21 protein-coding genes are annotated in these 23,331 nt (G+C 50.3%); all 21 read left to right on the top strand.

Features of this window, described 5'->3' with window-relative positions; genetic code table 11:
- Positions 1-43 precede the first annotated feature (43 nt).
- Positions 44-271 (top strand): DUF896 domain-containing protein, encoded by a 228-nt coding sequence (locus tag DWY89_RS01460; protein WP_022359502.1) that lies wholly within the window; start codon positions 44-46, stop codon positions 269-271.
- A 16-nt stretch (positions 272-287) separates the two neighbouring features.
- A complete protein-coding gene (locus DWY89_RS01455) occupies positions 288-866 on the top strand; it encodes a 5-formyltetrahydrofolate cyclo-ligase (RefSeq protein ID WP_117795338.1) in 579 nt (192 codons plus the stop codon).
- Positions 867-1,221: 355 nt separating this feature from the next.
- On the top strand, positions 1,222-2,589 hold the full coding sequence (gene miaB, locus DWY89_RS01450) for a tRNA (N6-isopentenyl adenosine(37)-C2)-methylthiotransferase MiaB (RefSeq protein ID WP_333491416.1): 1,368 nt from the start codon (positions 1,222-1,224) through the stop codon (positions 2,587-2,589).
- Positions 2,590-2,602: 13 nt separating this feature from the next.
- Positions 2,603-3,880, top strand: a complete 1,278-nt coding sequence (locus DWY89_RS01445) for a L,D-transpeptidase family protein (RefSeq protein WP_118467651.1) — start codon at positions 2,603-2,605, stop codon at positions 3,878-3,880.
- Positions 3,881-3,982: 102 nt separating this feature from the next.
- Entirely contained in the window at positions 3,983-6,625 is a 2,643-nt protein-coding gene (mutS, locus tag DWY89_RS01440) for a DNA mismatch repair protein MutS (protein WP_106999844.1), read from the top strand.
- A 32-nt stretch (positions 6,626-6,657) separates the two neighbouring features.
- Entirely contained in the window at positions 6,658-8,754 is a 2,097-nt protein-coding gene (gene mutL / locus DWY89_RS01435; protein WP_118467653.1) for a DNA mismatch repair endonuclease MutL, read from the top strand.
- 24 nt (positions 8,755-8,778) lie between these two features.
- Positions 8,779-9,762, top strand: coding sequence for a tRNA (adenosine(37)-N6)-dimethylallyltransferase MiaA (miaA, locus tag DWY89_RS01430; RefSeq protein ID WP_118467655.1), 984 nt, complete (start codon positions 8,779-8,781; stop codon positions 9,760-9,762).
- 241 nt (positions 9,763-10,003) lie between these two features.
- Positions 10,004-11,302 (top strand): methionine gamma-lyase family protein, encoded by a 1,299-nt coding sequence (locus DWY89_RS01425; protein ID WP_118523341.1) that lies wholly within the window; start codon positions 10,004-10,006, stop codon positions 11,300-11,302.
- Positions 11,303-11,437: 135 nt separating this feature from the next.
- A complete protein-coding gene (locus DWY89_RS01420) occupies positions 11,438-11,692 on the top strand; it encodes a DUF4321 domain-containing protein (protein ID WP_106999848.1) in 255 nt (84 codons plus the stop codon).
- Between the two features lie 67 nt (positions 11,693-11,759).
- On the top strand, positions 11,760-12,506 hold the full coding sequence (radC, locus tag DWY89_RS01415; protein ID WP_118467658.1) for a DNA repair protein RadC: 747 nt from the start codon (positions 11,760-11,762) through the stop codon (positions 12,504-12,506).
- Entirely contained in the window at positions 12,503-13,357 is an 855-nt protein-coding gene (gene mreC, locus DWY89_RS01410; RefSeq protein WP_106999850.1) for a rod shape-determining protein MreC, read from the top strand. Before radC ends, mreC begins: the two co-directional genes overlap by 4 nt.
- A complete protein-coding gene (gene mreD, locus DWY89_RS01405) occupies positions 13,338-13,856 on the top strand; it encodes a rod shape-determining protein MreD (protein WP_022359512.1) in 519 nt (172 codons plus the stop codon). The genes mreC and mreD overlap by 20 nt, the downstream gene beginning before the upstream one ends.
- Entirely contained in the window at positions 13,849-16,749 is a 2,901-nt protein-coding gene (locus DWY89_RS01400) for a penicillin-binding transpeptidase domain-containing protein (protein WP_118524299.1), read from the top strand. The genes mreD and DWY89_RS01400 overlap by 8 nt, the downstream gene beginning before the upstream one ends.
- A 14-nt stretch (positions 16,750-16,763) precedes the next feature.
- Positions 16,764-17,429, top strand: a complete 666-nt coding sequence (locus DWY89_RS01395; RefSeq protein WP_118522581.1) for a septum site-determining protein MinC — start codon at positions 16,764-16,766, stop codon at positions 17,427-17,429.
- A gap of 84 nt (positions 17,430-17,513) precedes the next feature.
- The gene (gene minD, locus DWY89_RS01390; protein WP_022359515.1) at positions 17,514-18,305 is read left to right on the top strand and encodes a septum site-determining protein MinD; all 792 of its coding nucleotides are present in this window, start codon (positions 17,514-17,516) and stop codon (positions 18,303-18,305) included.
- 11 nt (positions 18,306-18,316) lie between these two features.
- Positions 18,317-18,616, top strand: coding sequence for a cell division topological specificity factor MinE (minE, locus tag DWY89_RS01385; RefSeq protein ID WP_243022656.1), 300 nt, complete (start codon positions 18,317-18,319; stop codon positions 18,614-18,616).
- Between the two features lie 28 nt (positions 18,617-18,644).
- Positions 18,645-19,721 carry an FtsW/RodA/SpoVE family cell cycle protein gene (locus DWY89_RS01380; RefSeq protein WP_338108838.1) on the top strand — a complete coding sequence of 359 codons (1,077 nt, stop codon included), beginning with the start codon at positions 18,645-18,647 and terminating at the stop codon, positions 19,719-19,721.
- Between the two features lie 82 nt (positions 19,722-19,803).
- Positions 19,804-20,199 (top strand): methylglyoxal synthase, encoded by a 396-nt coding sequence (locus DWY89_RS01375; RefSeq protein ID WP_022359519.1) that lies wholly within the window; start codon positions 19,804-19,806, stop codon positions 20,197-20,199.
- On the top strand, positions 20,196-21,173 hold the full coding sequence (locus tag DWY89_RS01370) for a serine hydrolase (RefSeq protein WP_181986192.1): 978 nt from the start codon (positions 20,196-20,198) through the stop codon (positions 21,171-21,173). Before DWY89_RS01375 ends, DWY89_RS01370 begins: the two co-directional genes overlap by 4 nt.
- A gap of 87 nt (positions 21,174-21,260) precedes the next feature.
- Entirely contained in the window at positions 21,261-21,680 is a 420-nt protein-coding gene (locus tag DWY89_RS01365; RefSeq protein ID WP_022359521.1) for a hypothetical protein, read from the top strand.
- A gap of 409 nt (positions 21,681-22,089) precedes the next feature.
- Positions 22,090-23,331: an aminopeptidase P N-terminal domain-containing protein gene (locus tag DWY89_RS01360; protein WP_106999854.1), complete on the top strand. Its 1,242-nt coding sequence runs from the start codon at positions 22,090-22,092 to the stop codon at positions 23,329-23,331.

Here is a 23,331-nt window from a genome sequence, read left to right as displayed (position 1 = left end):
TGTAGCTGCGAAGAAACAAGCATTATAAGAGGAGAAATGATAGATGAAACAGGAAAGAATTGACCGTATTAATACGTTATATCATAAGAGCCAGGCAGTTGGATTGACCGAAGAAGAGAAAAAAGAGCAGGCAGCGCTTCGGAAGGAGTACATTGAGTCAATCCGTGGAAATATGCGAGGACAGTTAAATTCGATACTGATTAAAGAGAAAGACGGTTCTATTACGGATCTGGGTAAGAAATACGGCGGCGTTACGGATACGAAGAATTAATTGAAGGGTAGAAGAGATGGTTATTCATTCATCTGGATCGCAGATATCAAAACAGGAGATTCGCGCGTATGTCCTTCAAAAACGCCGGACTTTGCTGCCAGAAGAAAAACAACGATGGGATGAGGCGTTGTTAGAACGTCTCCACCCCCTCTTTCCATCAGCCGGGACGGCAGTGTATGCCTATACGAGTGTGCGCGGTGAGGCAAGTACGGAATATTTGATTGACGAGCTGTTAAAGCGCGGCTGCCGGGTAGCGCTGCCGCGGGTGTTTGGGCGTGAGATGCGTTTTTTCTATGTCACAGATCGGAGCCAGCTTGTGGCGGGGGCATATGGCATCCCGGAACCGGCGGACGGATGTCAGGAGGCAGATGCGCCGAAAGCGCTGGTGATCACGCCTGGCGTGGGGTTTTCCAAGGACGGAAACCGCATCGGTTATGGGGCGGGGTATTATGACCGCTTTTTTGCGGCAGAACCGGACCATATGGCGGTGGGACTCTGCTATGGATTCCAGTTGTTTCCGGCATTTGAAACCGAAAAGCACGATAAAAAAATGGCATATATTGTGACACCGGAGCAGACAATTAAAGTTTTGTAATGTCTGGCGCACTCGCGTGAAGCAGAAACATATCAAAGGCATACAGGAACAGAGCAGCCGTGTGGTAAACTCTGTTTTTGCTTCCAGATACATGAACCGGAATATTTTGTAAGAAACTGGAAAGGATTCTGGCAGGAATGGGACTTGCGAAAATGAGCGCCATATAGTAATATTATCTAATGTATGAAATATTAGGATTATTAGGATAATGAAAGAATAGTAAGGAGCAATACAATTTATGGATTTACATACAAACGATTCGTCCGAATCCGCAGCAGGCGTGTTTGTGTCTGACAAATGTCAGATTCCGGTGGGCGGTATACCGCAGCAGGAACCGGATCGCCAGCAGTATTATATGGCACTCTGCCGCCAGAAGGTACAGGAGATTTCGGACAAACTGGGGCGTCCGCTGACCTGCTTTATCTCGACGTTCGGGTGTCAGATGAATGCACACGATTCAGAAAAGCTTCTCGGTATTCTGCTGGAAGCAGGATTTGTGGAAGGAACCAGTGAGGAATCGGATTTCGTCCTCTACAATACATGTACAGTCCGTGAAAATGCGAACCTGCGCGTGTATGGACGTTTAGGGTATCTTCACAGCCTCAAGAAAAAGAATCCGCACATGATGATCGCACTTTGCGGCTGCATGATGCAGGAGCCGGAGGTTGTAGAGAAATTAAAGAAGAGCTACCGCTTTGTAGACTTGATTTTCGGTACGCACAATGTATATAAACTGGCAGAGCTGCTGGAACAGCGCTTTGAGACGGGGAAGATGGTCATCGATATCTGGAAAGGAACTGATAAGATCGTTGAGGATCTGCCGTCGGAGCGCAAATATACATTTAAGTCTGGCGTTAATATCATGTTTGGCTGCAACAATTTCTGCAGCTATTGCATCGTCCCGTATGTGCGCGGACGCGAGCGCAGCCGTGCGCCGGAGGACATCATCCGTGAGATTGAAGAGCTGGTTAAGAACGGCGTCGTGGAGATCATGCTGTTAGGGCAGAATGTCAATTCCTACGGAAAGAACCTGGAATCTCCAATTACCTTTGCAGAACTTCTGCGCCGGGTAGAGCGGATTGAGGGGCTTAAACGGATCCGTTTCATGACCTCCCATCCTAAGGATCTGTCGGATGAGCTGATCGAAGTGATGGCATCTTCCAAGAAGATCTGCCGCCATCTGCATCTGCCGCTTCAGTCGGGCAGCAGCGAGATCCTAAAGAAGATGAACCGCCATTACACGAAGGAGCAGTATCTGGAACTGGCAGAGCGCATCCGCAAGGCGGTACCGGATATTTCCCTGACGACGGATATCATCGTTGGATTTCCGGGAGAGACGGAGGAAGATTTCAAGGAGACACTGGAGGTTGTGCGGAAAGTCCGCTACGACAGCGCATTTACCTTTATTTATTCGAAGCGCACCGGAACTCCGGCGGCAGCGATGGAAAATCAGGTTCCAGAAGAAGTTGTCAAAGAACGTTTCGACCGTCTGCTTGCAGAGGTACAGGCGATCTCCGCACAGGTCTGTGGAAGAGATGTCCATACAGTGCAGGAGGTTCTGGTGGAGGAACCGGACAGCCATGTAGAGGGACTGGTAACCGGACGTATGTCCAATAACACAATCGTTCATTTCCCAGGTGGAAAAGAGCTGATCGGTAAAATTGTTAAAGTATATCTGGAGGAATCCAAGGGCTTTTACTATATGGGATCCCTGGTAGATTAAGGAGGATGAATTCATGAAAAAGCATTATAAAGGATTGACGGTTCTGCTGTCAGCCTGTATGCTGGCAGGAAGTGCTTCTGTCGCATACGCAGGACCGGCAGATGACATTGCAAACGGTACAGTCGGTATGCCAAACACCGGTTCGTCAACATCGGCAGAGCAGTTCAACCAGGGAACCGGGCAGCAGGATGAGGACACGGCACTTCATGTCGGCGTCAATTATCTGTATAATGCGGAAGGCGATATTTCTGCATTTGCGATGGATTTGAAAAACTTTGAGGGGATCGGCGGCGTATCCTACCGTGCATATACCAACACAGGCGGTTATCTGTGGTGGTATCATGACGGCATCCAGACCGGCTTGGTTGGCTCCGGAAGCTGGGTAGAGGCGATCCAGATTCAGCTTTCCGGTCAGGCTGAGAAGATGTACGATGTTTACTATAGCGTTACATCCAGTGGTCAGGGCAAGATGGGATATGCGAAGAACGGCGAAGTGGCTGGTACCGTGGATATCGGCGAGAAGATCCTTTCTATTGAAGTCGTATTAGTTCCGAAGGGAAGCGCAGGTCCGCAGAGTGCAGCACCGCGCTACAAATCAGCTGCTTCCAGCAGACTGAGCGTAGCAGAAAATGCAACGGTTATGTTCAATGAGGACGGAAGCGTATATAACGGCTGGCTTTCCGATGACTTTGTACGTTATTATTTTGAAAATGGCTACGCAAAGACCGGCTGGCAGTATATCGATGGTTACAAGTTCTACTTTGACTCCTGCGGTCGTCTGGTTCAGGATGTAGACAGCCTGATTGGCAAGCAGTCCGATTATCTCCTGAAGGTAAATAAGACACTGAACTGCCTGACGGTTTATGCAAAAGACGGCAATAACGGATATATTATTCCGGTGAAAGCGATGCTGACCTCCGTCGGTGATGATACGCCGATTGGAACTTTCAAGACACCGGAGAAATATCGCTGGAGACTGATGGTAAATGATACTTACACCCAGTATGCAACCCGTATCACACAGGGATTCCTGTTCCATTCGATTACATACGCAACCCCGAATGAGAATAACCTTCTGACCGTCGGCTATAATGGTCTGGGTGTTTCCCGTTCTTTAGGCTGTGTACGCCTGAACTGTAGAAACTCCAAGTGGGTATATGATAACTGCCATCTGGGAACGACTGTACAGGTATACGAGGATGCCAATGTAGCATCTCCATTTGATAAGCCGGAGCTGGTACCGATCTCCGATCAGCAGACCTGGGATCCGACGGATCCGAAATTCAACTAAAATAAAACGACAGCGGTCTGTCCGGTCTGGCATTCAGATGAGTGAAGTGCCGGAAAACGGGCGGATCGCGATGAAGAGAGGTAAATTGTGGCACTTTCACCAATGATGACTCATTATCTGGAGACGAAAAAACAGTATCCGGACTGTATTCTGTTTTATCGTCTTGGCGATTTCTATGAGATGTTTTTTGAGGATGCCCAGACTGTTTCGAAAGAACTGGAACTTACCCTGACTGGAAAAGACTGCGGACTGGAGGAACGCGCGCCTATGTGCGGCGTTCCTTATCATGCCGTAGAGGGTTATTTGAGCCGTCTCGTCCAGAAGGGCTATAAGGTCGCCATCGCAGAGCAGATGGAGGATCCGAAACAGGCAAAGGGACTTGTGAAGCGGGAGGTAATCCGGGTGGTGACGCCGGGAACCCTGACAAATTCACAGGTTCTGGAGGAATCAAAAAACAATTACCTGATGGGAATTGTATACATAGACGGTGTATTCGGCGTTTCGACGGTTGATGTCAGCACGGGCGACTATCTTGTGACGGAGGTTCGCAACGAGCGCAGTCTGTTAGATGAAATTTATAAATTTTCGCCGTCGGAGCTTATCTGCAACGAGGCTTTTTACATGTCAGGAATCGATTTAGAGGACTTGAAAGTACGGTTAAATGCCGTGATCTCAGCACTTGAAAATCGGTTCTTTTCTGATGATTCCTGCCGGAGAATCCTGCGGGAACATTTTCATGTAGAGCACCTGGAAGCGTTGGGACTGGCGGACTATGAGACGGGCGCGATTGCGGCGGGCGCTGTCCTGCAGTATCTGTATGAGACGCAGAAAAATACACTGGAACACCTGACGCGCCTGACTGTCTATACGACCGGACAGTTTATGATGCTGGATACGTCCACGCGCCGGAACCTGGAGCTTACTGAGACGCTCCGGGAAAAGCAGAAGCGGGGCACACTTCTCTGGGTGCTTGATAAGACGAAAACGGCGATGGGCGCCCGTATGCTGCGGACACTTGTGGAGCAGCCGCTCATCAGCCGGGAGGAGATCCTGCGCCGCCAGAATGCGATCGAAGAGCTGAACATGAACTATATCAGCCGCGAGGAGCTGTGCGAATATCTGAATCCGATCTACGATCTCGAACGTCTGATCGGACGCATCAGTTACCGGACGGCAAATCCGCGCGATCTCATCGCGTTTGGTAATTCACTGGCGATGCTTCCGTATATCAAACAGATTTTGAAGGAGTTTTCAGGCGAGCTGCTTAAAAACCTGGAAGCCGCTCTGGATCCGCTGGCAGATTTGAAGGAACTGATTGACAAGGCGATCGTGGAAGAGCCGCCGATCACGGTGCGCGAGGGCGGCATCATCAAGGAAGGCTACCATGAGGAAGCAGACCGTCTGCGTCATGCAAAGACAGAAGGAAAAGACTGGCTGGCACAGTTAGAGCAGAGCGAGCGCGAAAAGACAGGCATCAAAAACCTGAAAGTCAAGTTCAATAAGGTATTTGGCTACTATTTTGAGGTGACTAATTCCTTTAAGGATCTGGTGCCGGATTATTTCATCCGTAAACAGACCCTGACAAACGCAGAGCGCTATACGACCGACCGGCTGAAAGAGCTGGAAGATATCATTCTCGGCGCCGAGGACAAGCTGGTTTCTCTAGAATATGATCTGTTCTGCCAGGTGCGCGACCAGATCGCGGGCGAGGTAAACCGGATTCAGAGTACCGCCCGTGCGATCGCGATGACGGATGTGCTGGCGTCTCTGTCGGTGGTGGCGACGCGTTACAATTACGTGAAACCTCATATCAACGAAAAGGGCATCATCCGCATCAAAAACGGACGTCATCCGGTCGTAGAGCGCATGATGGGCGGCGAGATGTTTGTCGCCAATGACACATATTTAGACAACGGAAAGAACCGGATTTCGATCATTACCGGTCCGAACATGGCTGGTAAGTCAACTTATATGCGTCAGACGGCGCTGATCACGCTGATGGCGCAGATCGGAAGCTTCGTCCCGGCGGATGAGGCGGATATCGGTCTCTGCGACCGTATTTTTACCCGTGTGGGCGCTTCGGATGATCTGGCATCCGGTCAGAGTACCTTCATGGTGGAGATGACCGAGGTTGCGAATATCCTGCGGAATGCGACGAAAAACAGCCTTCTGATTCTCGATGAGATCGGGCGCGGTACGAGTACTTTCGACGGCCTTTCGATCGCCTGGGCGGTTGTGGAGTATATTAGTAATACGAAGATTCTGGGTGCTAAGACGCTGTTTGCGACACATTACCATGAACTGACAGAGCTGGAAGGAACCTTAAGCGGTGTCAACAACTACTGTATTGCGGTCAAGGAACAGGGCGACGATATCGTCTTCCTGCGTAAAATCGTGAAGGGTGGCGCCGATAAGAGCTACGGCATCCAGGTGGCGAAGCTTGCAGGCGTTCCGGCTCCGGTCATCGATCGGGCAAAAGAACTGGTGGAAGAGTTGAGCGATGCCGACATTACAGCGCGTGCGAAGGAGATTGCAGAAAATGGTCCGGGAACCCAGACGCGCAAAAAGGTGGCAAAACCGGACGAGGTAGATCTGCAGCAGATGTCGATCTTTGACACGGTCAATGAGGACGATATCATCAAGGAGATCATGGAACTGGAAGTAAACCGGATGTCTCCGCTGGATGCGCTCAATACATTAGATAAGCTGCAGGCGAAGCTGAAAAACCGGTGGATGCACCAGTAAAAAAGAGTTTAGGAAGGATGTGGAGGAGATAGATGGCTGCGATTCAGGTCTTGGATTCCAATACAATCAATCAGATTGCAGCCGGCGAGGTCATTGAACGGCCGGCGTCGGTTGTCAAGGAGCTTTTGGAGAATGCGATCGATTCGAAGGCGACGGCGATCACGGTGGAGATTCAGGGCGGCGGTCTGCAGACGATCCGGGTGACGGATAACGGAAGCGGCATTGTGCGCGAGGAGATCCCACTGGCATTTAAGCGCCATGCGACCAGCAAGATCCGGACGGCGTCGGATTTGTTTCAGGTGGCATCGTTAGGGTTCCGCGGCGAGGCGCTGGCGTCGATCGCGTCGGTGGCGAAGGTGGAACTGATCACGAAAACAAACGATTCGATCAGCGGTTCCCGTTACCGCATCGAGGGCGGCGAGGAACTGGGACTGGAGGAGGTCGGTGCGCCGGAAGGTACGACCTTTATCGCCAGAGATCTGTTCTACAATACACCGGTACGCCGGAAGTTTTTAAAGACGCCGGCGACAGAAGGGTCCCATGTGGCAGATTTAGTCGAAAAGATTGCCCTGTCGCATCCGGAAATCTCCATCCGTTTCATCAATAACAACCAGAGCCGTCTCCATACCTCTGGAAATCATAACTTAAAAGATATAATTTATGCGGTCTTTGGACGCGAGATCACGGCAAACCTGATTGAAGTGGATGCCGGAGCTGATCCGATCCGGGTAGGCGGCTTCATCGGTAAGCCGCTGATCGCGCGCGGCAACCGCACGTATGAAAATTATTTCATCAACGGACGCTATATCAAGAGCAGTATCATCGGAAAGGCGATTGAGGACGCATATAAACCGTTCATGATGCAGCACAAGTATCCATTTACGATGCTGCAATTTACGATCGATCCGTCGTATATTGACGTCAACGTCCATCCGGCGAAGATGGAGATCCGTTTCAGGGACGGCGAACAGATCTACCGGACGGTCTACCATACGATCGCGATGGCACTCGCTAACCGGGAACTGATTCCGGCGGTTTCGCTGGAGAATGAGAAGAATGCAGAGAAAGAGCAGAAGATTCCGGGGCTGGAAAAGGGAGTGCTGCCGGAGCTTCCAACCAGAAAGATGGAAAGCAGCCAGGGCAGCCGTCCGTCCTTAAAACCAGTCCGTATCCGTGAGGAACATCCGGAACCGTTTGAGACGAAACGTCTGGGGGCGTCGCAGGCAGAAAGGATGTCGGTCTCGGAAGATGTGCCGGGATATGGGGCTGAAACCGGCAGCGGATCAAATGTGGCTGTGTCAGGAACGGGGCGGTTCGATAAAGTGTTTGGAAGAACCGACACAACCGGCAGAGTTGAAAATGTTTCAATCAATACAGAGTCAGATCTGCCAGAGCCGGCCACGTCAGCGCCTTCCAGCGAATCCATCTCAGCTTCAGCGGGGCAAACTGCATCTCCTGCATCTGTTTCAACGGGATCGACCCAGTCCGCCCCATCTGAAAAGCCCCGTCAGATGGATCTGTTTGAAGATAAACTCCTGACCAAACCGGCGCGTGCGAACCACCGCCTGATTGGACAGCTGTTTGACACATACTGGCTGGTGGAGTATCATGATAATCTGTACATCATTGATCAGCATGCGGCGCATGAGAAAATCCTCTATGAGAGGACGATGGCATCCCTTCAAAAGAGGGAGTACACCTCCCAGATGATCGATCCGCCGATCATTTTGAGTCTCAACAGCAGTGAGCAGCTCAAATTAGAGCAGTATATGGAACATTTTACCTCGATCGGATTTGAGATTGAGCCGTTTGGCGGCAAGGAGTACGCGGTGCGTGCCGTTCCGGCGAACCTCTTTTCCGTCGCAAAACGCGAGCTTCTGATGGAGATGATCGACGATCTGGCGGAGGGCAATGGAAGCGGAACCCCGGATCTCATCAATGAGCGTGTGGCGACGATGTCGTGTAAGGCGGCGGTCAAGGGCAATCACACATTATCATTTGCCGAAGCGGACAAGCTGATCGATGAGCTTCTGGAACTCAAAAATCCGTATGCGTGCCCACATGGACGCCCAACGATCATATCGATGAGCAAATATGAGTTGGAGAAGAAATTCAAACGGATTGTATAACCCATTAAAAGGAGAGAAAGTCTTATGGGAAATCTGGAACAAGCGGCTGAAAAAAAGCCCCTGATTGTCCTGACCGGACCGACAGCAGTCGGAAAAACGGCGCTGTCCATTCAGCTTGCCAGGCGGATCGGCGGCGAGATCATCAGCGCGGATTCGATGCAGGTGTACCGCCACATGGATATCGGTACGGCAAAGATACGCCTGGAGGAGATGGACGGTGTGCCGCACCATCTGATCGATATTTTAGAGCCGACTGAGGATTTCAATGTCGTGCGGTTTCAGGCGCTTGCCCGCGCGGCGGCGGAAGATATTTACAGCCGCGGAAAAATTCCGATCGTGGCAGGTGGAACCGGCTTTTATATTCAGGCACTGCTCAATGATATTGATTTCACCCAGATCGACGAAAATATGCAGTTTCGGGAGGAGATGGAACGCCTGGCAGCCGAACAGGGGGCGGAAGTTCTGCATGAGCGCCTGCGGGCGGTCGATCCAGAATCGGCGGAGGCGATCCACGCAAACAATGTAAAACGTGTGATCCGCGCGCTGGAATATTATGAGCAGACGGGCGAGAAGATTTCTGCCCACAATGAGGCGGAGCGGGCAAAGATTTCACCGTACCATTTCTTCTATTATGTATTAAATACCGATCGGACGGTTCTCTATGAGCGGATCGAGAAGCGGATCGATGAGATGATGGAAGAGGGACTGGTCGAGGAAGTGAGGCAGCTTCAGGCGATGGGCTGCAGGCGTGATTCAGTGGCGATGCAGGGACTTGGATATAAAGAAATTCTGGCATATTTAAATGGCGAAATGTCGTTGGAGACAGCGGTCAATATCCTGAAACGCGATACGCGCCATTTTGCGAAACGTCAGCTTACCTGGTTCCGGCGGGAACGCGACGTGCGTTTCTTATATTTGCCGGAATTTGATAATGACCGGGAACGCGTGCTGGAACATATTCTGCAGGAATTAGCGGCGGAAGCGGGTATTATGGAGAGTGATTCATAAGATGGATGGAACACTCTAAATTATAAGTTGTAAAAATCAAGAAAAGTTAAAGAAACAAAAAAAGAATTATAGAATAACCGTAACTGTTCAGTAGGTCTGCGCATTTACTACGCTGACCGTACGAAAACATGGGTCAGAAGGCAAAAATCCCATTGCCGTAGGCAATTTTTAATGGATTTTTGCGCGTGACTGTGAAGGTACTGAACAGTTACGAATAACCGACAACAGGAAAGGAACCACCATGGAGTTAGAGAAAATGTATGGCGACCTCGGCATTTCGAAAGAAGTGCTTGAATATGGAGCCAGAATCGAAGCGGCTCTGGAAGACCGTTTCACAGAGATCGATGGCAATGCAGAGTACAATCAGTTAAAGGTAATCGCTGCGATGCAGAAAAACCGCGTCAGCGATATTCATTTTTCCGGTACAACCGGATATGGTTACAACGACCTTGGACGTGAGACGCTGGAACAGGTATATGCGGATGTATTCCACACTGAGGACGCGCTGGTGCGCCCGCAGATCGTGTGCGGAACGCACGCGCTCTACACGGCATTAGCCGGAAACCTGCGCCCGGGCGACGAACTGCTTTCGCCGGTGGGAAAACCGTATGATACTCTGGAGGAAGTGATCGGCATCCGCGAGTCCAACGGTTCCCTGCGGGAGTACGGCATTTCATACCGTCAGGTTGACCTGCTGCCGGACGGAACCTTCGATTACGACGGCATCCGCGTGGCGATCAACGAGAAAACAAAACTGGTAACCATCCAGCGTTCCAAGGGATACGCATCCCGTCCAACCCTCTCGGCAGAGCAGATCGGTGAACTGATTGCATTTGTTAAATCCATCAAACCGGAAGTGATCTGTATGGTAGACAACTGCTATGGCGAATTCGTTGAGCGGATCGAACCGAGCGATCTCGGTGCGGACATGGTAGTCGGTTCCCTGATCAAAAACCCGGGCGGCGGACTGGCGCCGATCGGCGGCTATATCGCCGGAACCAGACAGTGCATCGAAAATGCAGCGTACCGCCTTGGTTCTCCGGGACTCGGACGGGAGGTCGGCGCGAGTCTTGGCGTCAACCAGTCCTTCTTCCAGGGACTTTTCCTGGCACCGACCGTTGTATCCGGCGCATTAAAGGGAGCTATCTTTGCGGCAAATGTCTATGAGAGCCTGGGCTTTGATGTGGTTCCGAACAGCACGGAGCCGCGCTATGATATCATTCAGGCGATCACGTTTGGAAAACCGGAGGGTGTTATTGCGTTCTGCCAGGGCATTCAGGCGGCGGCGCCGGTTGACAGCTATGTATCGCCGGAACCGTGGGATATGCCGGGGTATGATTCCCAGGTTATTATGGCAGCAGGTGCCTTTATCCAGGGTTCCTCGATAGAACTTTCCGCGGATGGTCCGATCAAACCGCCGTACAGCGTCTTCTTCCAGGGCGGACTGACCTGGTACCATGCGAAGTTAGGCATTTTAATGTCCCTGCAGAAGCTTCTGGATGCAGGCATAGTAAAACCTGAGCAGCTCAAAATCGACTAGAAATGACGTTTTTTGAATGATTTTGTAATTAATTTTAAGAAAACTTTAAAAAAAAATCTGCCGGACTGTCTATACACATTCCGGCAGTTTGTGCTAAGATAATAAAGATTATAGAAAGGGACGGTATTCGGTATCATGAATCGAGCAAAAAATTTCTGGATTCTTCTGCTGCTCCTGATGACAGGGATTGTGTTAGGTGGATTTATCGGAAATATGGCATCCGGCGTCAGGGGACTGTCGTGGCTGAATTACGGACAATCCTTCGGTCTGATGGACCCGGTTGTTCTTGATTTAGGAATCCTGGTTATCACGTTTGGTCTGTCAATCCGGGTGACGATGGCGAGCATCATCGGCGTTGTCATTGCACTGATCGCATATCGTCTGATTTAATCAAAGAATCCCTCCAGGCGGGAATGGCTTTCTGTATGCAGAGGAGAGGCACGCAGGAGGACAATCAATGAAAAAAGAAACAGAGAAACCAGTAAAAAGTTCTGAACCGATCGGTGGATGGCGTCTTACCATGAAAGATATCCCTGAAAAAGACCGCCCCTACGAAAAATGTGAGCGGGAGGGAGTTGGGGCACTGACAGACGCCGAGCTTTTAGCGATCCTTATCCGGACCGGAAACCGGCAGGAGTCGGCACTTTCCCTGGCAACCCGGATTCTGGCGCAGGCGCAGCCGCCGGGAATTTTAGGACTTTTGCATCTGACTCTTCCAGAACTGATGGAGCAGAAAGGAATCGGCAGGGTCAAGGGAATCGAACTTTTGTGTGTGGGAGAGCTGTCACAGCGGATCTGGCGCACTCTGACGCTTTCGGAAGCGCCTGCGTTTACGGCGCCGGAGGCGATCGCTGCTTTCTATATGGAAGAAATGCGTCACAAAGAGCAGGAAGAAATGCACCTGATGATCCTCAATACGAAGCAGAGGCTGATTCGGGATATCCTGTTGTTTCGGGGAACCTTCAATCACTCTCCGGCGTCTCCGAGGGAGATATTTATCGAGGCGCTGCGCTATCATGCAGCCAGCATCGTTTTAGTACATAATCATCCGAGCGGGGATCCTACCCCCAGTGCGGAGGATCGGCGGACGACCGTCCGGATTCAGGAGGCGGGCGCTATGCTGGGAATCCGGCTTTTGGATCATGTGATTATCGGCGAACAAGCCTATTTTAGTTTCAAAGAACGGGGAATACTATCATTATGAAAAACAGCAAGTATATTCTGGCAGGTATGTCAGCCTTCTGTCTTGTGCTGATTACAGCAACGTCTATCAAATCAAGCTTTCTGATGCCGCTTCGGACGGGTGTCGGTTTTGTTCTGGTACCGCTGCAGTCAGGCGTCAACGCGATCGGCACAGGTCTCTACAATGCGCTTGAAAATTTTTCCTCCCTGCGGGAGGCGCAGGAGGAGAACAAAAATCTCCAGATGCGTCTGGATCAGATGGTGGAAGAGAACAACCGCTTGCAGTCGGAGCTTTACGAGTTAGACCGTCTCAGAGAGCTGTATCAGCTTGATCAGGAATATATGCAGTATAAAAAAATAGCCGCCCGTGTCATTGCAAAGGACTCTGGAAACTGGTTTCAGGTATTCCGGATCGACAAGGGAGCGGACGATGGCATCCAGGAAGATATGAACGTCATGGCAGGCGGCGGACTGGTCGGTATTGTAACCGATGTCGGGGCAAACTATGCAACTGTCCGCGCGATCATCGATGATGACAGCAACGTCAGCGGCATGTCCTTGCGGACCGGCGATACCTGTAATGTATCCGGCAACCTGACGCTTTACCAGGATGGACGGCTGGGACTTGACCATATCAAGAAAGAGGCAGATATCCAGGAGGGCGACAAGATCGTGACCTCCAATATCAGTGATATTTTCCTGCCGGGCATTCTCATCGGTTATGCCTCCGGGCTGACGACCGATGCCAACAACGTAACCAAATCCGGTACAATCATTCCGGTTGCAGATTTTGATAACCTGCAGGAGGTACTGGTAATCACCCAGCTGAAAAATGGGGATGGAGGCGACAATAATGCGGAAGCTGCTGATTAACCTTGTCATGCTGATTCTGGCATTCACGATCCAGATCTGCGTGTTCCCACAGATCGCCTTCTTATCTTCGGCTCCGAACCTGCTGCTGATTGTGGTGTTTGTGTGCAGCTTCATTGAGGGGCGCGAGCGGGGGATGTTCTACGGGCTGGTGGCAGGTCTTTTTATGGATCTGTTTTACAGTGGACCATTTGGCTTTTATACACTGTTTTTCATCAATCTGGGGTATGTCAGTGGAATCTGCAACAAGTATTATTATGAAGACTACATCACGCTGCCGCTGCTTTTGAGCCTGGCAAGTGATTTAATCTATAACCTGTACATCTATGTATTCCGGTTCCTGATACGGAATCGTCTGAATTTTGGGCATTATCTGGTCTCCATCATTATCCCGGAGATCATATTTACCACGGTTACGACGCTTGTCGTATACCGGTTTTTCCTTTTTATCAACCGGAAACTGAAAGAATGGGAACAAAGGAGAGATTCGAACATTGTTTGATGACCTGAAAGAATATCTGCGAGAATGGTTCAAAAAAGTGATTACCTCCCGGCTTTTTGTCCTGGCGGTTGTGTTCTGCCTGATGTCGTCCGCATTGGTGATGCGGTTGTTCAACCTGCAGATCATCAAGGGCGAAGAGTATCAGGATGCATATACAGCGATGACGGAAAAAGTCATAAAGACTGCCAGCACGCGGGGTAATATCTACGATCGGAACGGCAATGTGCTGGCGTACAACGAACTGGCATACGACGTTACCATACAGGATACCGGTGCGTACAAGACGGATGCACAGTGGAACACGATGCTCTACGATCTGGTATCGATCTTGAATAAACACGGTGAGAGCGCACAGACCAGTTTAGAGCTTACGCTCGATCACGATGGAAATGTCGTGTATACCTCCGAGACACAGTCCGGACGCAAGCGATTCCTGCGTGATTATTATGGTCTTAAAAATGTGGATGAGATGGACGATTCAGATGGAAAATACCCGTCCGACATTTCAGCGCCAGATCTGCTGGAGCGGATGAAAAAGGAGTACCACCTGACACTCGGTGACGATAAGAACCGGGACGGGCGCCCGCTTGACAAAGACGGCAATCCGATCGATGTTTCGGATGAGGTGGCGCTGCAGATCGTCGGCATCCGCTACACGATGCGTTTTACCGCGTTCCAGAAGTACGAATCGACAACGATCGCGACGGATATCAGCGATGAGACCGTTGCAGACATTTTAGAGCACGCAGCCGATCTGGTGGGCGTCAATATACAGGAATCGACGATCCGTGTGTACAATGAAAGCCTCTACTTTGCGCCGATCATTGGATATACGGGAAAAGTAACGAGCGAACGTCTGGAGGAGTTAAAGGCGGTCAACGATGACTATGAGTTAAATGATGTAGTAGGCCGTACCGGCATCGAATCCTCGATGGAACTGGAATTAAAGGGTAAGAAAGGTTCCCAGACGGCATATGTAGATAACGTCGGAAGAATCCTAAGCGTGACCGGGGAAGTCGCACCAGTGGCAGGCAACGATATCTGGCTGACCCTCGATCTGAACCTTCAGAAGGGTATTTACCACATTCTGGAGAAGCAGCTGGCGGGCGTCTTGTTAAAGACGATTGTCAACCAGGATGAGAAAGATATCGCTTATATCGATTCTTCCAGTATTAAGATACCGATCAAGAAGGCATACTTCCAGCTGATCAACAACAACGTCCTCTCGATTGACAATTTTGCTTCCGAAGAGGCATCCGATGTGGAACAGCAGATTTATCAGAAGTACGAGAGCTCACGCGTGCGGATTGAACAGGAACTGCGGGGCGAACTGCAGTCTGAAAATGCAACGCCGATGAACGCGCTGTCAGAGGAAATGCAGGCATATATGCAGTATATCTATTCGTATCTTTCTTCCAGCAACAAGGCGATTGTCCAGCGTGATGCGATTGATACGTCCAGTGACATGTATCAGGCGTGGAAGAACGGTACGATCAGTCTGCGGGAATACTTATATTATGGAATTGCCAACAACTGGATCGATACGACGAAGCTGGACATCCAGAGCCGGTATTCGAATGCGGACGATGTCTTCACGGCACTGCTGGACGACTGTTTCCGCGATCTGGAACAGGATCCGGCATTCGAGAAACTGATTTATCAGTATTTAATCAATAACAATGTTGTGACTGGGCGCGAGCTCTGTATGGCGCTCTATTCCCAGAATGTGCTTGCATACGATGAGAATGAGGTCAACCTGCTGCGTGTCAGCGGGGAAGAATATGCGTACCAGTTCCTGATGAATAAGATCCGCAATATTGAGATCACACCGGCGCAGCTGGCACTTGACCCGTGTACGGCGAGCTGTGTCGTGACGAGCGCGAAGACTGGCGAGGTGCTGGCACTGGTATCTTATCCAAGCTATGACAACAACCGGATTTCGGACAGCACCTATTTTGCCCAGCTAAATGCCGATCAGTCGCTGCCGCTGCGAAACAATGCGACGCAGACACTGAAAGCACCAGGCTCCACCTTCAAGCCGATCACGGCGATTGCAGGTCTGGAAGAGGGGGCAATCTCGCTTTCTGATATGATTAACTGTACCGGTATTTATGAGGAAGTCAGCAATCCGATCCGATGCTGGAAATATCCGGGCTTCCACGGACCGTTAAATGTCGTGGGAGGCATCGAAAATTCCTGTAACTATTTCTTCTCGGAGGTGGCGCACCGCCTGTCCACAGAGGCAGATGGAAGCTACAAACCGGAGAAAGGTCTGGAGACGCTGAAAAAATACGCGACCATGTTCGGTTTGGACCGGACTTCGGGCATTGAAATCTCGGAGGCGACGCCGTCTATCAGTGATACCGATCCGGAGCGTTCCAGTATGGGACAGGGTACGCACCAGTTTGCGAGCGTGCAGCTTGCCCGCTATGTGACGGCGCTTGCCAACCGCGGCACGGTCTATGATCTGAGCTTGATTGATAAGGAGACGGATTCCCAGGGTAATCTGGTCAAGGATTATTCGCCGGCTGTGGCGTCAACCCTTGATTTCCAGACAAGCACCTGGGATGCAGTCCAACAAGGTATGCGCCAGGTAGTTACCAACAGTTCGACCAAGCGTGTGTTTGATGGTCTGGACGTACACGTGGCCGGTAAGACCGGTACGGCGCAGGAGTCCCAGAAACGGGGTAACCACGCGTTCTTTATTTCGTTTGCACCGTATGAGAATCCGGAAATTTCGGTGACGGTCAGTATCCCGAATGGATATTCTTCTTCGAATGCGGCGATGGTGGCAAAACACGTATATCGTTACTTCTATGGCTATGCGAGTCTGGATGATATCCTGAATTCAGGAGCATTGGATGCGTCCAATGAACGAATCAATGGAGATTAAGAGGTGATGGAACTATGAAAAGTTCCGTAGTAATAAAGGGATGTAAGTCCGGTATGACGGTAATTCTGAATCCGGACACCCCCTTTGAACAGTTACTGGAGGATGTAGGGAAAAAGTTTAAAGAAAGTGAAAAATTCTGGGGATCCGCCCAGATGACGCTGACCCTGGAGGGGAGAGAACTGACCCCAATCGAGGAACTGCAGGTGACGGATGCGATTACCGCCAATTCCCAGATAGAGATTCTCTGTCTGCTGGATACTGACGCTAACCGCATCGCCCGCTGTGAAAAGGCGCTGACCGAGCGGCTGATGGAGCTGACTGCCCGGACGGGACAATTCTATAAGGGTAATTTATCCCGGGGCGACCTGCTGGAATCCGATGCGAGCATCGTGATCATCGGGGATGTGGAGCGCGGCGCGCGTGTCAGCGCACGGGGCAATATCGTCGTCCTCGGCACGCTGGCGGGTTCCGCCCATGCTGGGGCGGCGGGAAGTGAGGACGCGGTGATCACCGCGCTGGAGATGTCGCCGATGCACCTTCGGATTGCTGATCTGACAGCCAAAACGCGCAGCCAGGGTAAAAAGATGGGGCGCGGACCGATGATTGCATCGGTATCCGATGGAAACATTGACGTAGAATCGGTCAAAAAAAGTTTTTTAGATTATTTTCATTTTATTTAGCGTATTTAATGGATTTAAGACTGGAATTATTCTACTTTTTAGAGTAGAATAAAATGGTAAAACAGAATACAGGAGGATGTTCCTATGAGCGAAGTTATCGTTATTACTTCCGGAAAAGGAGGCGTCGGCAAAACGACAACCTCAGCGAACGTCGGCACCGGGCTTGCCATGCTCGGCAAACGGGTGGTTCTCATCGACACCGATATCGGTCTGAGAAACCTGGATGTCGTCATGGGACTGGAAAACCGGATTATCTACAATCTGGTCGATGTGATCGAGGGAAACTGCCGGATGAAGCAGGCGCTGATTCGAGACAAAAGATATCCTGACCTGTTCTTATTACCTTCCGCCCAGACGCGGGACAAGTCGTCCGTGAGTCCGGGGCAGATGATAAAATTAGTAGAAGACTTAAGAGAAGAGTTTGATTACATACTGCTTGACTGTCCCGCCGGGATTGAGCAGGGCTTTCGCAATGCGATCGCCGGGGCGGACCGGGCGCTGATTGTCACGACACCGGAGGTATCCGCGATAAGGGATGCTGACCGGATCATCGGACTTTTAGAAGCATCCGGGGTCGGGCGTATGGACCTGATCATCAACCGGATCCGGAGCGATATGGTGCGCCGGGGCGATATGATGTCGGTGGATGATGTGATGGATATTCTGTCTGTCCCTGTGATTGGCACAGTCCCGGACGATGAGGATATCGTTATATCCACGAATCAGGGCGAACCGCTGGTCGGCATGAATGGATATGCCGGGCAGGCATATTTAAACATATGCAAACGAATACTTGGAGAATCGGTACCATTTATACAGCTTGATGCGTCTCCGGGCTTCTGGTCCCGGATATCCGGCTTCCTCAAACGTGCATAGGAGGGGACGCTATGATTCTGATTGCAGAACTGTTTACGAAAAAGAATTCCGGCGAGATAGCCAGAAAGCGTTTAAAACACCTTCTGATTGCCGATCGGGCGGGCTGTTCGCCGGAACTTCTGGATCTGATTCGCGCAGATTTCCTGAGGAGCGTGTCACGTTATCTGGAGATTGATCCGGGGGATGTGACACTCCGAATTCTGAGGACATCCTCAGAACAGCCGGCGGAGGTATTCCCGGCGGTCTGTGCGTCGGTGCCGGTTCTTACTTTAAGGAGCCATTTACAGCATGATATTCGATTACCAATTTAGAAATTACAACTTTCGAGCCCTCATTTATATGATTCTGCTGAGTGTTCTCGGCATTTTGGTTGTCGGGAGCGCCAGCAATCAGGACCGTTCCTCTGTGATAAAACAGATTATCGGAGTGGTTGTATCCCTGATTATCTGTCTGGTTCTGTCTTTGATTGATTACCATCAGTATTTCCGATTTACCACGCTTATCTATGTGGTCTGTGCCGGAATGCTGGCGGCAGTTCTTTTGTTTGGACGTACCACCAAGGGCGCGACCCGCTGGCTGCGGATCGGCGGAATTCAGATCCAGCCGTCCGAGTTTGTAAAGATCGGTCTGATCCTCATCCTGGCGAATTTTCTTTCCAGAAACCGGGATAAAATCAATGAGCCAAAGACATTGGGGATGACGGCGCTTATCTGTGTCCTTCCGGTCGGCATGGTATATTTACAGCCGAACCTTTCCACCACCATCGTCATCTGCTTCATGATTCTGTGCATGGTTTATGTAGCCGGTATCAGTTACAAATGGATTGCCGGTGCGGTGGCGGTCGGGGTACCTGGATTTGCGGCGCTTATCTATCTGTCGCTGCAGGGATTCATCCCGTTTCTCCAGAAATACCAGGCACAGCGTATCATGGGAAAGATTTTCCACAGCAGCAGTGAATTTACGGATCTGAACCGTCAGCAGGATAACTCCATGATGGCGATCGGCTCCGGACAGCTGCGCGGCAAGGGGCTTTTTAACAACACATTAAGCTCCGTCAAGAATGGAAATTTCCTCTCGGAGGAACAGACGGACTTTATCTTCGCTGTTATCGGAGAGGAACTTGGGTTTGTCGGCGGAGTGGCGGTCATTGCCCTCTATGCGCTGCTGGTGTATGAGTGCCTTTGGATTGCGGCGCGCGCAAAAGACACAGCTGGACGTCTGATTGCATCGGGCATGGCGGCGCTTCTGGCGTTCCAGAGTTTTGCCAACATTGCGGTAGCCACGGGAATCTTCCCGAACACGGGTCTTCCGCTTCCTTTCATAAGCTCCGGACTTAGTTCGCTGCTCAGTATGTTTATCGGAATGGGAGTTGTTCTCAATGTTGGATTGCAACGAAATAACGTAACCGTTCAGTAAGTACATGCATGGACTGTGAAGCTGCATGGAAATTGAATTTTATGGTTATGAAAAATAGGAATCATTAAGGAGGCAGGTATAGATGTATATCGGGTTAATCGCACATGATGCGAAGAAAAAACTGATGCAGAACTTCTGTATCGCATATCGCGGCATCCTGAGCAAGCATGAACTCTATGCGACAGGAACGACAGGCCGCCTGATTGAGGAGGTTACGAATCTGACCCTCCATAAATATCTGCCGGGTCATCTGGGAGGTTCCCAGCAGCTCGGCGCACAGATCGAACACAATCAGATCGATCTGCTGATTTTCCTGCGCGATCCGTTGGCGCCGAAGCCGCATGAGCCAGATGTTAATGATGTTGTCCGCCTCTGTGATATTCACAATATCCCGATGGCGACAAACCTGGCGACGGCAGAGCTTCTCGTCAAGGCGCTTGACCGCGGCGATATGGAATGGCGGGAGATGTACAAATGAGAAAACAGACAATCGGACTTGCGGGCGCACTGATGCTTTGCGGTATTAGCATGCTGACCGGCTGTGGTGCCCGCGGTCTGGAACAGGCATATTCATTTCAAGAACGGGAAGCGCAGATGACGCCAGCGGCAGGTGCCGGGCTGGCGCCCTTTTTTGCCTCTTCTCTCTGCGTACCGGAATCTGCAGACGGCGATATTGCTCCAGATGATGCGGTGACGGCGCAGGCGGGCGCATTGTTTGATGTGACCGACTCCAGCGTTATATATGGTAAGAACATCTATGACCAGATGTACCCGGCGAGCATCACGAAGGTAATGACGGCGATCATCGCGATCGAGGAAGGCAATCTTTCCGATGCGGTGACGGCAAATGACGATGTCGTGATCCACGAGGCAGGCGCTTCGATGGCAGGCATCAAGCCGGGCGATACCTTTACGCTGGAGCAGCTCTTATACGGACTGATGATTCCGTCCGGCAACGATGCAGCCAATGCGATTGCGGATCATATCGCCGGAAGCACGGATGCGTTTGTGGAGAAGATGAATGCGAAAGCGAAGGAACTCGGTGCGACCCACACGCATTTTGTCAATGCAAATGGTCTGCACAGCACCGACCACTATACAACGGCATATGATCTTTATCTGATTTTCAACGAGGCGCTTAAACTGCCGCTGTTTTGTGAGATCATTAACGCGCAGTCTTATACAGCTGATTATACCGATGCAAATGGAGCCGCAAAACAGCAGGTCTGGAAGGTTGGCAACTGGTATCTGAAGGGAGACCGCGAGGCACCGGAGGGAGTGACTGTCTTAGGCGGCAAAACCGGTACCACACAGGCGGCTGGCTACTGCCTGATTATGGCGAGCGATGGGGACGATGGCAAGGAATATATATCGGTTGTGCTAAAATCTGCAAATCGTCCGTCACTTTATGACAATATGACGGAAATTTTGACTAAAATTTCAAATAAGTGATTGCAATATTTATAAATTTATACTATAATTATTTATACAATAAAAGATTTTACATACAACTTAAATAAACTCAAGGAGGAGATTGTTATGGTTCAGATCATCGCAGGAGCAAAGGGAAAAGGAAAAACTAAATATTTACTCGATATGGCGAACACGGCTGTCAAAGAAGCCAAGGGTTCCGTTGTCTATCTGGATAAGAGTTCCAAACATATGTATGAGTTGAATAACCAGATTCGCCTTATCAATGTACAGGAATATCCGATTGATACCAGCGATGGATTTATCGGATTTATTTGTGGTATTATCTGCCAGGATCATGATCTGGAGCAGATGTATCTTGACAGCTTCCTGAAACTTGCCTGCCTCGAGGGAGCGGATATTGAAGAGACCTACAAGACGCTGGAGACCATCAGTGAGAAATATCATGTAAAATTCGTTTTAAGCATATCCATGAATGCAGCCGATCTTCCAGAGTGCGCGAAAGAAAGTGTTGTAGTATCTTTATAAGAGATTCAAAATGAACGAAACCGCAGCTGTCAGCGCAGGGCGGAGACAGGAGACTGTCCGATTCATCTGAAAAAGGAGAATTGGATGGTCTCTTTTTTTCTAATTTTCTAGTTTGGGCTCAAAACCATCTTTCCACATTTTCATTGAAATGCTTCTTTTGCAGGTACCACCTTTGGGAAAAAATAGATATGCTTTTACATTCTTTTCAAAATTGAAAGGATTTCCTATCATATATATGAAATTTTGCATTAAATGAAAAAATTACAAAATATACTGAAAAATAATTGTAAAATTTTGATTTATACGGTATAATGACACATGTCGGGAGACAAAAGATTACGATACATCTATTTGTGAGATAGATACAAAAGTATACGGAAATCATTTAAAAGACAGGAAGGAAAATACTATGAATGCAGAATTTTACCAAGGGAACCGACAGCGGCTGTATGACAGCCTTCCGGATCACACCCTGCTTCTCCTGTTTTCCGGTTCTTCCATCCGAAAAACAGCCGATGAAAATTATCCGTTTTATGCCGATCGGAGTTTTCTCTATCTGACCGGCATCGGGCAGGAACACACAGTCCTGATGGCAGAGAAGGACGGAGAAGAGGTACAGGAAACACTTTACATACTTCCGCCGGATATGCTGGCCGAGCGGTGGACCGGGAAACGGTTCACACCGGAGGAGGCCAGGGCGCGATCCGGGGCCGCGCAGATCGCATCGAGCGGCGAGTGGGAAAACCGTCTGAAACTTCTGATGCGGAGCGGACGGTTTGAGCGGATTGCGATGGATCTGTATCGGCACGATCCGGAGGATGCAGATACCGAGAGTATCCGGATGGCACGGAAACTTAGAAAGTGGTACCCGGCAGCCACACTCACGGATATTTCCCGTCAGATACGCCGCCAGCGCACCATCAAGCAGCCGTGTGAGATCGAGGCGATGCGGGAGGCAGTCAAGATTACAAGGGACGGCATTCTGGCGATGATGAAGGCATCAAAGCCGGGAATGTACGAATACCAGTATAAAGCCGAATTCGACTACGCACTGGCGCAGCACGGATGCCTTGAACCGGCATTTCCGAGTATCATTTCCGCGGGAGCCAATAATTTCTGTATTCACTATTATGAGTACACAGGGCAGGCGAAGGACGGCGATATGATTCTCAACGACGTAGGCGCCCAGTACGACCACCTCTTCAATGATGTATCGCGCGGTTGGCCGTGCAACGGAAAGTTTTCCGAACGGCAGCGACTTCTTTACACATGTGCATACCGGACTTCGCAGCACATGTTCTCTATCATCCGGCCGGGAATGAAGATGGCAGACGTGGACCGGCTGGCGAGGGAATACAATTTCGAACAGCTCAAAGCGATCGGCTTATGTGACCGGTATGAGGATGTCGGCAGATATATCTGGCACGGCGGCGCCCACCATGTTGGCTGGGACACACATGATCTGGTCGATGTCGATATCGTAGAGCCGGGTATGGTTTTCTGCGTGGATATCGGCATCTACTGCGAGGAATGGGGCATCGGCTTCCGCCTCGAGGATAACTGCCTGGTAACGGAGGATAGCTGTGAGAATCTGACAGCATCCATCCCCAGAACGATAGAGGAAATAGAATCAGTGATGGGAGGAGAGTAA

It is taken from the genome of Clostridium sp. AF27-5AA (assembly GCF_003478415.1).
In the GTDB taxonomy this organism is placed as follows: domain Bacteria; phylum Bacillota; class Clostridia; order Lachnospirales; family Lachnospiraceae; genus Otoolea; species Otoolea fessa.
Note: the sequence above shows the minus strand (reverse complement) of the source record. Positions and strands in the feature narration are given on the sequence as shown.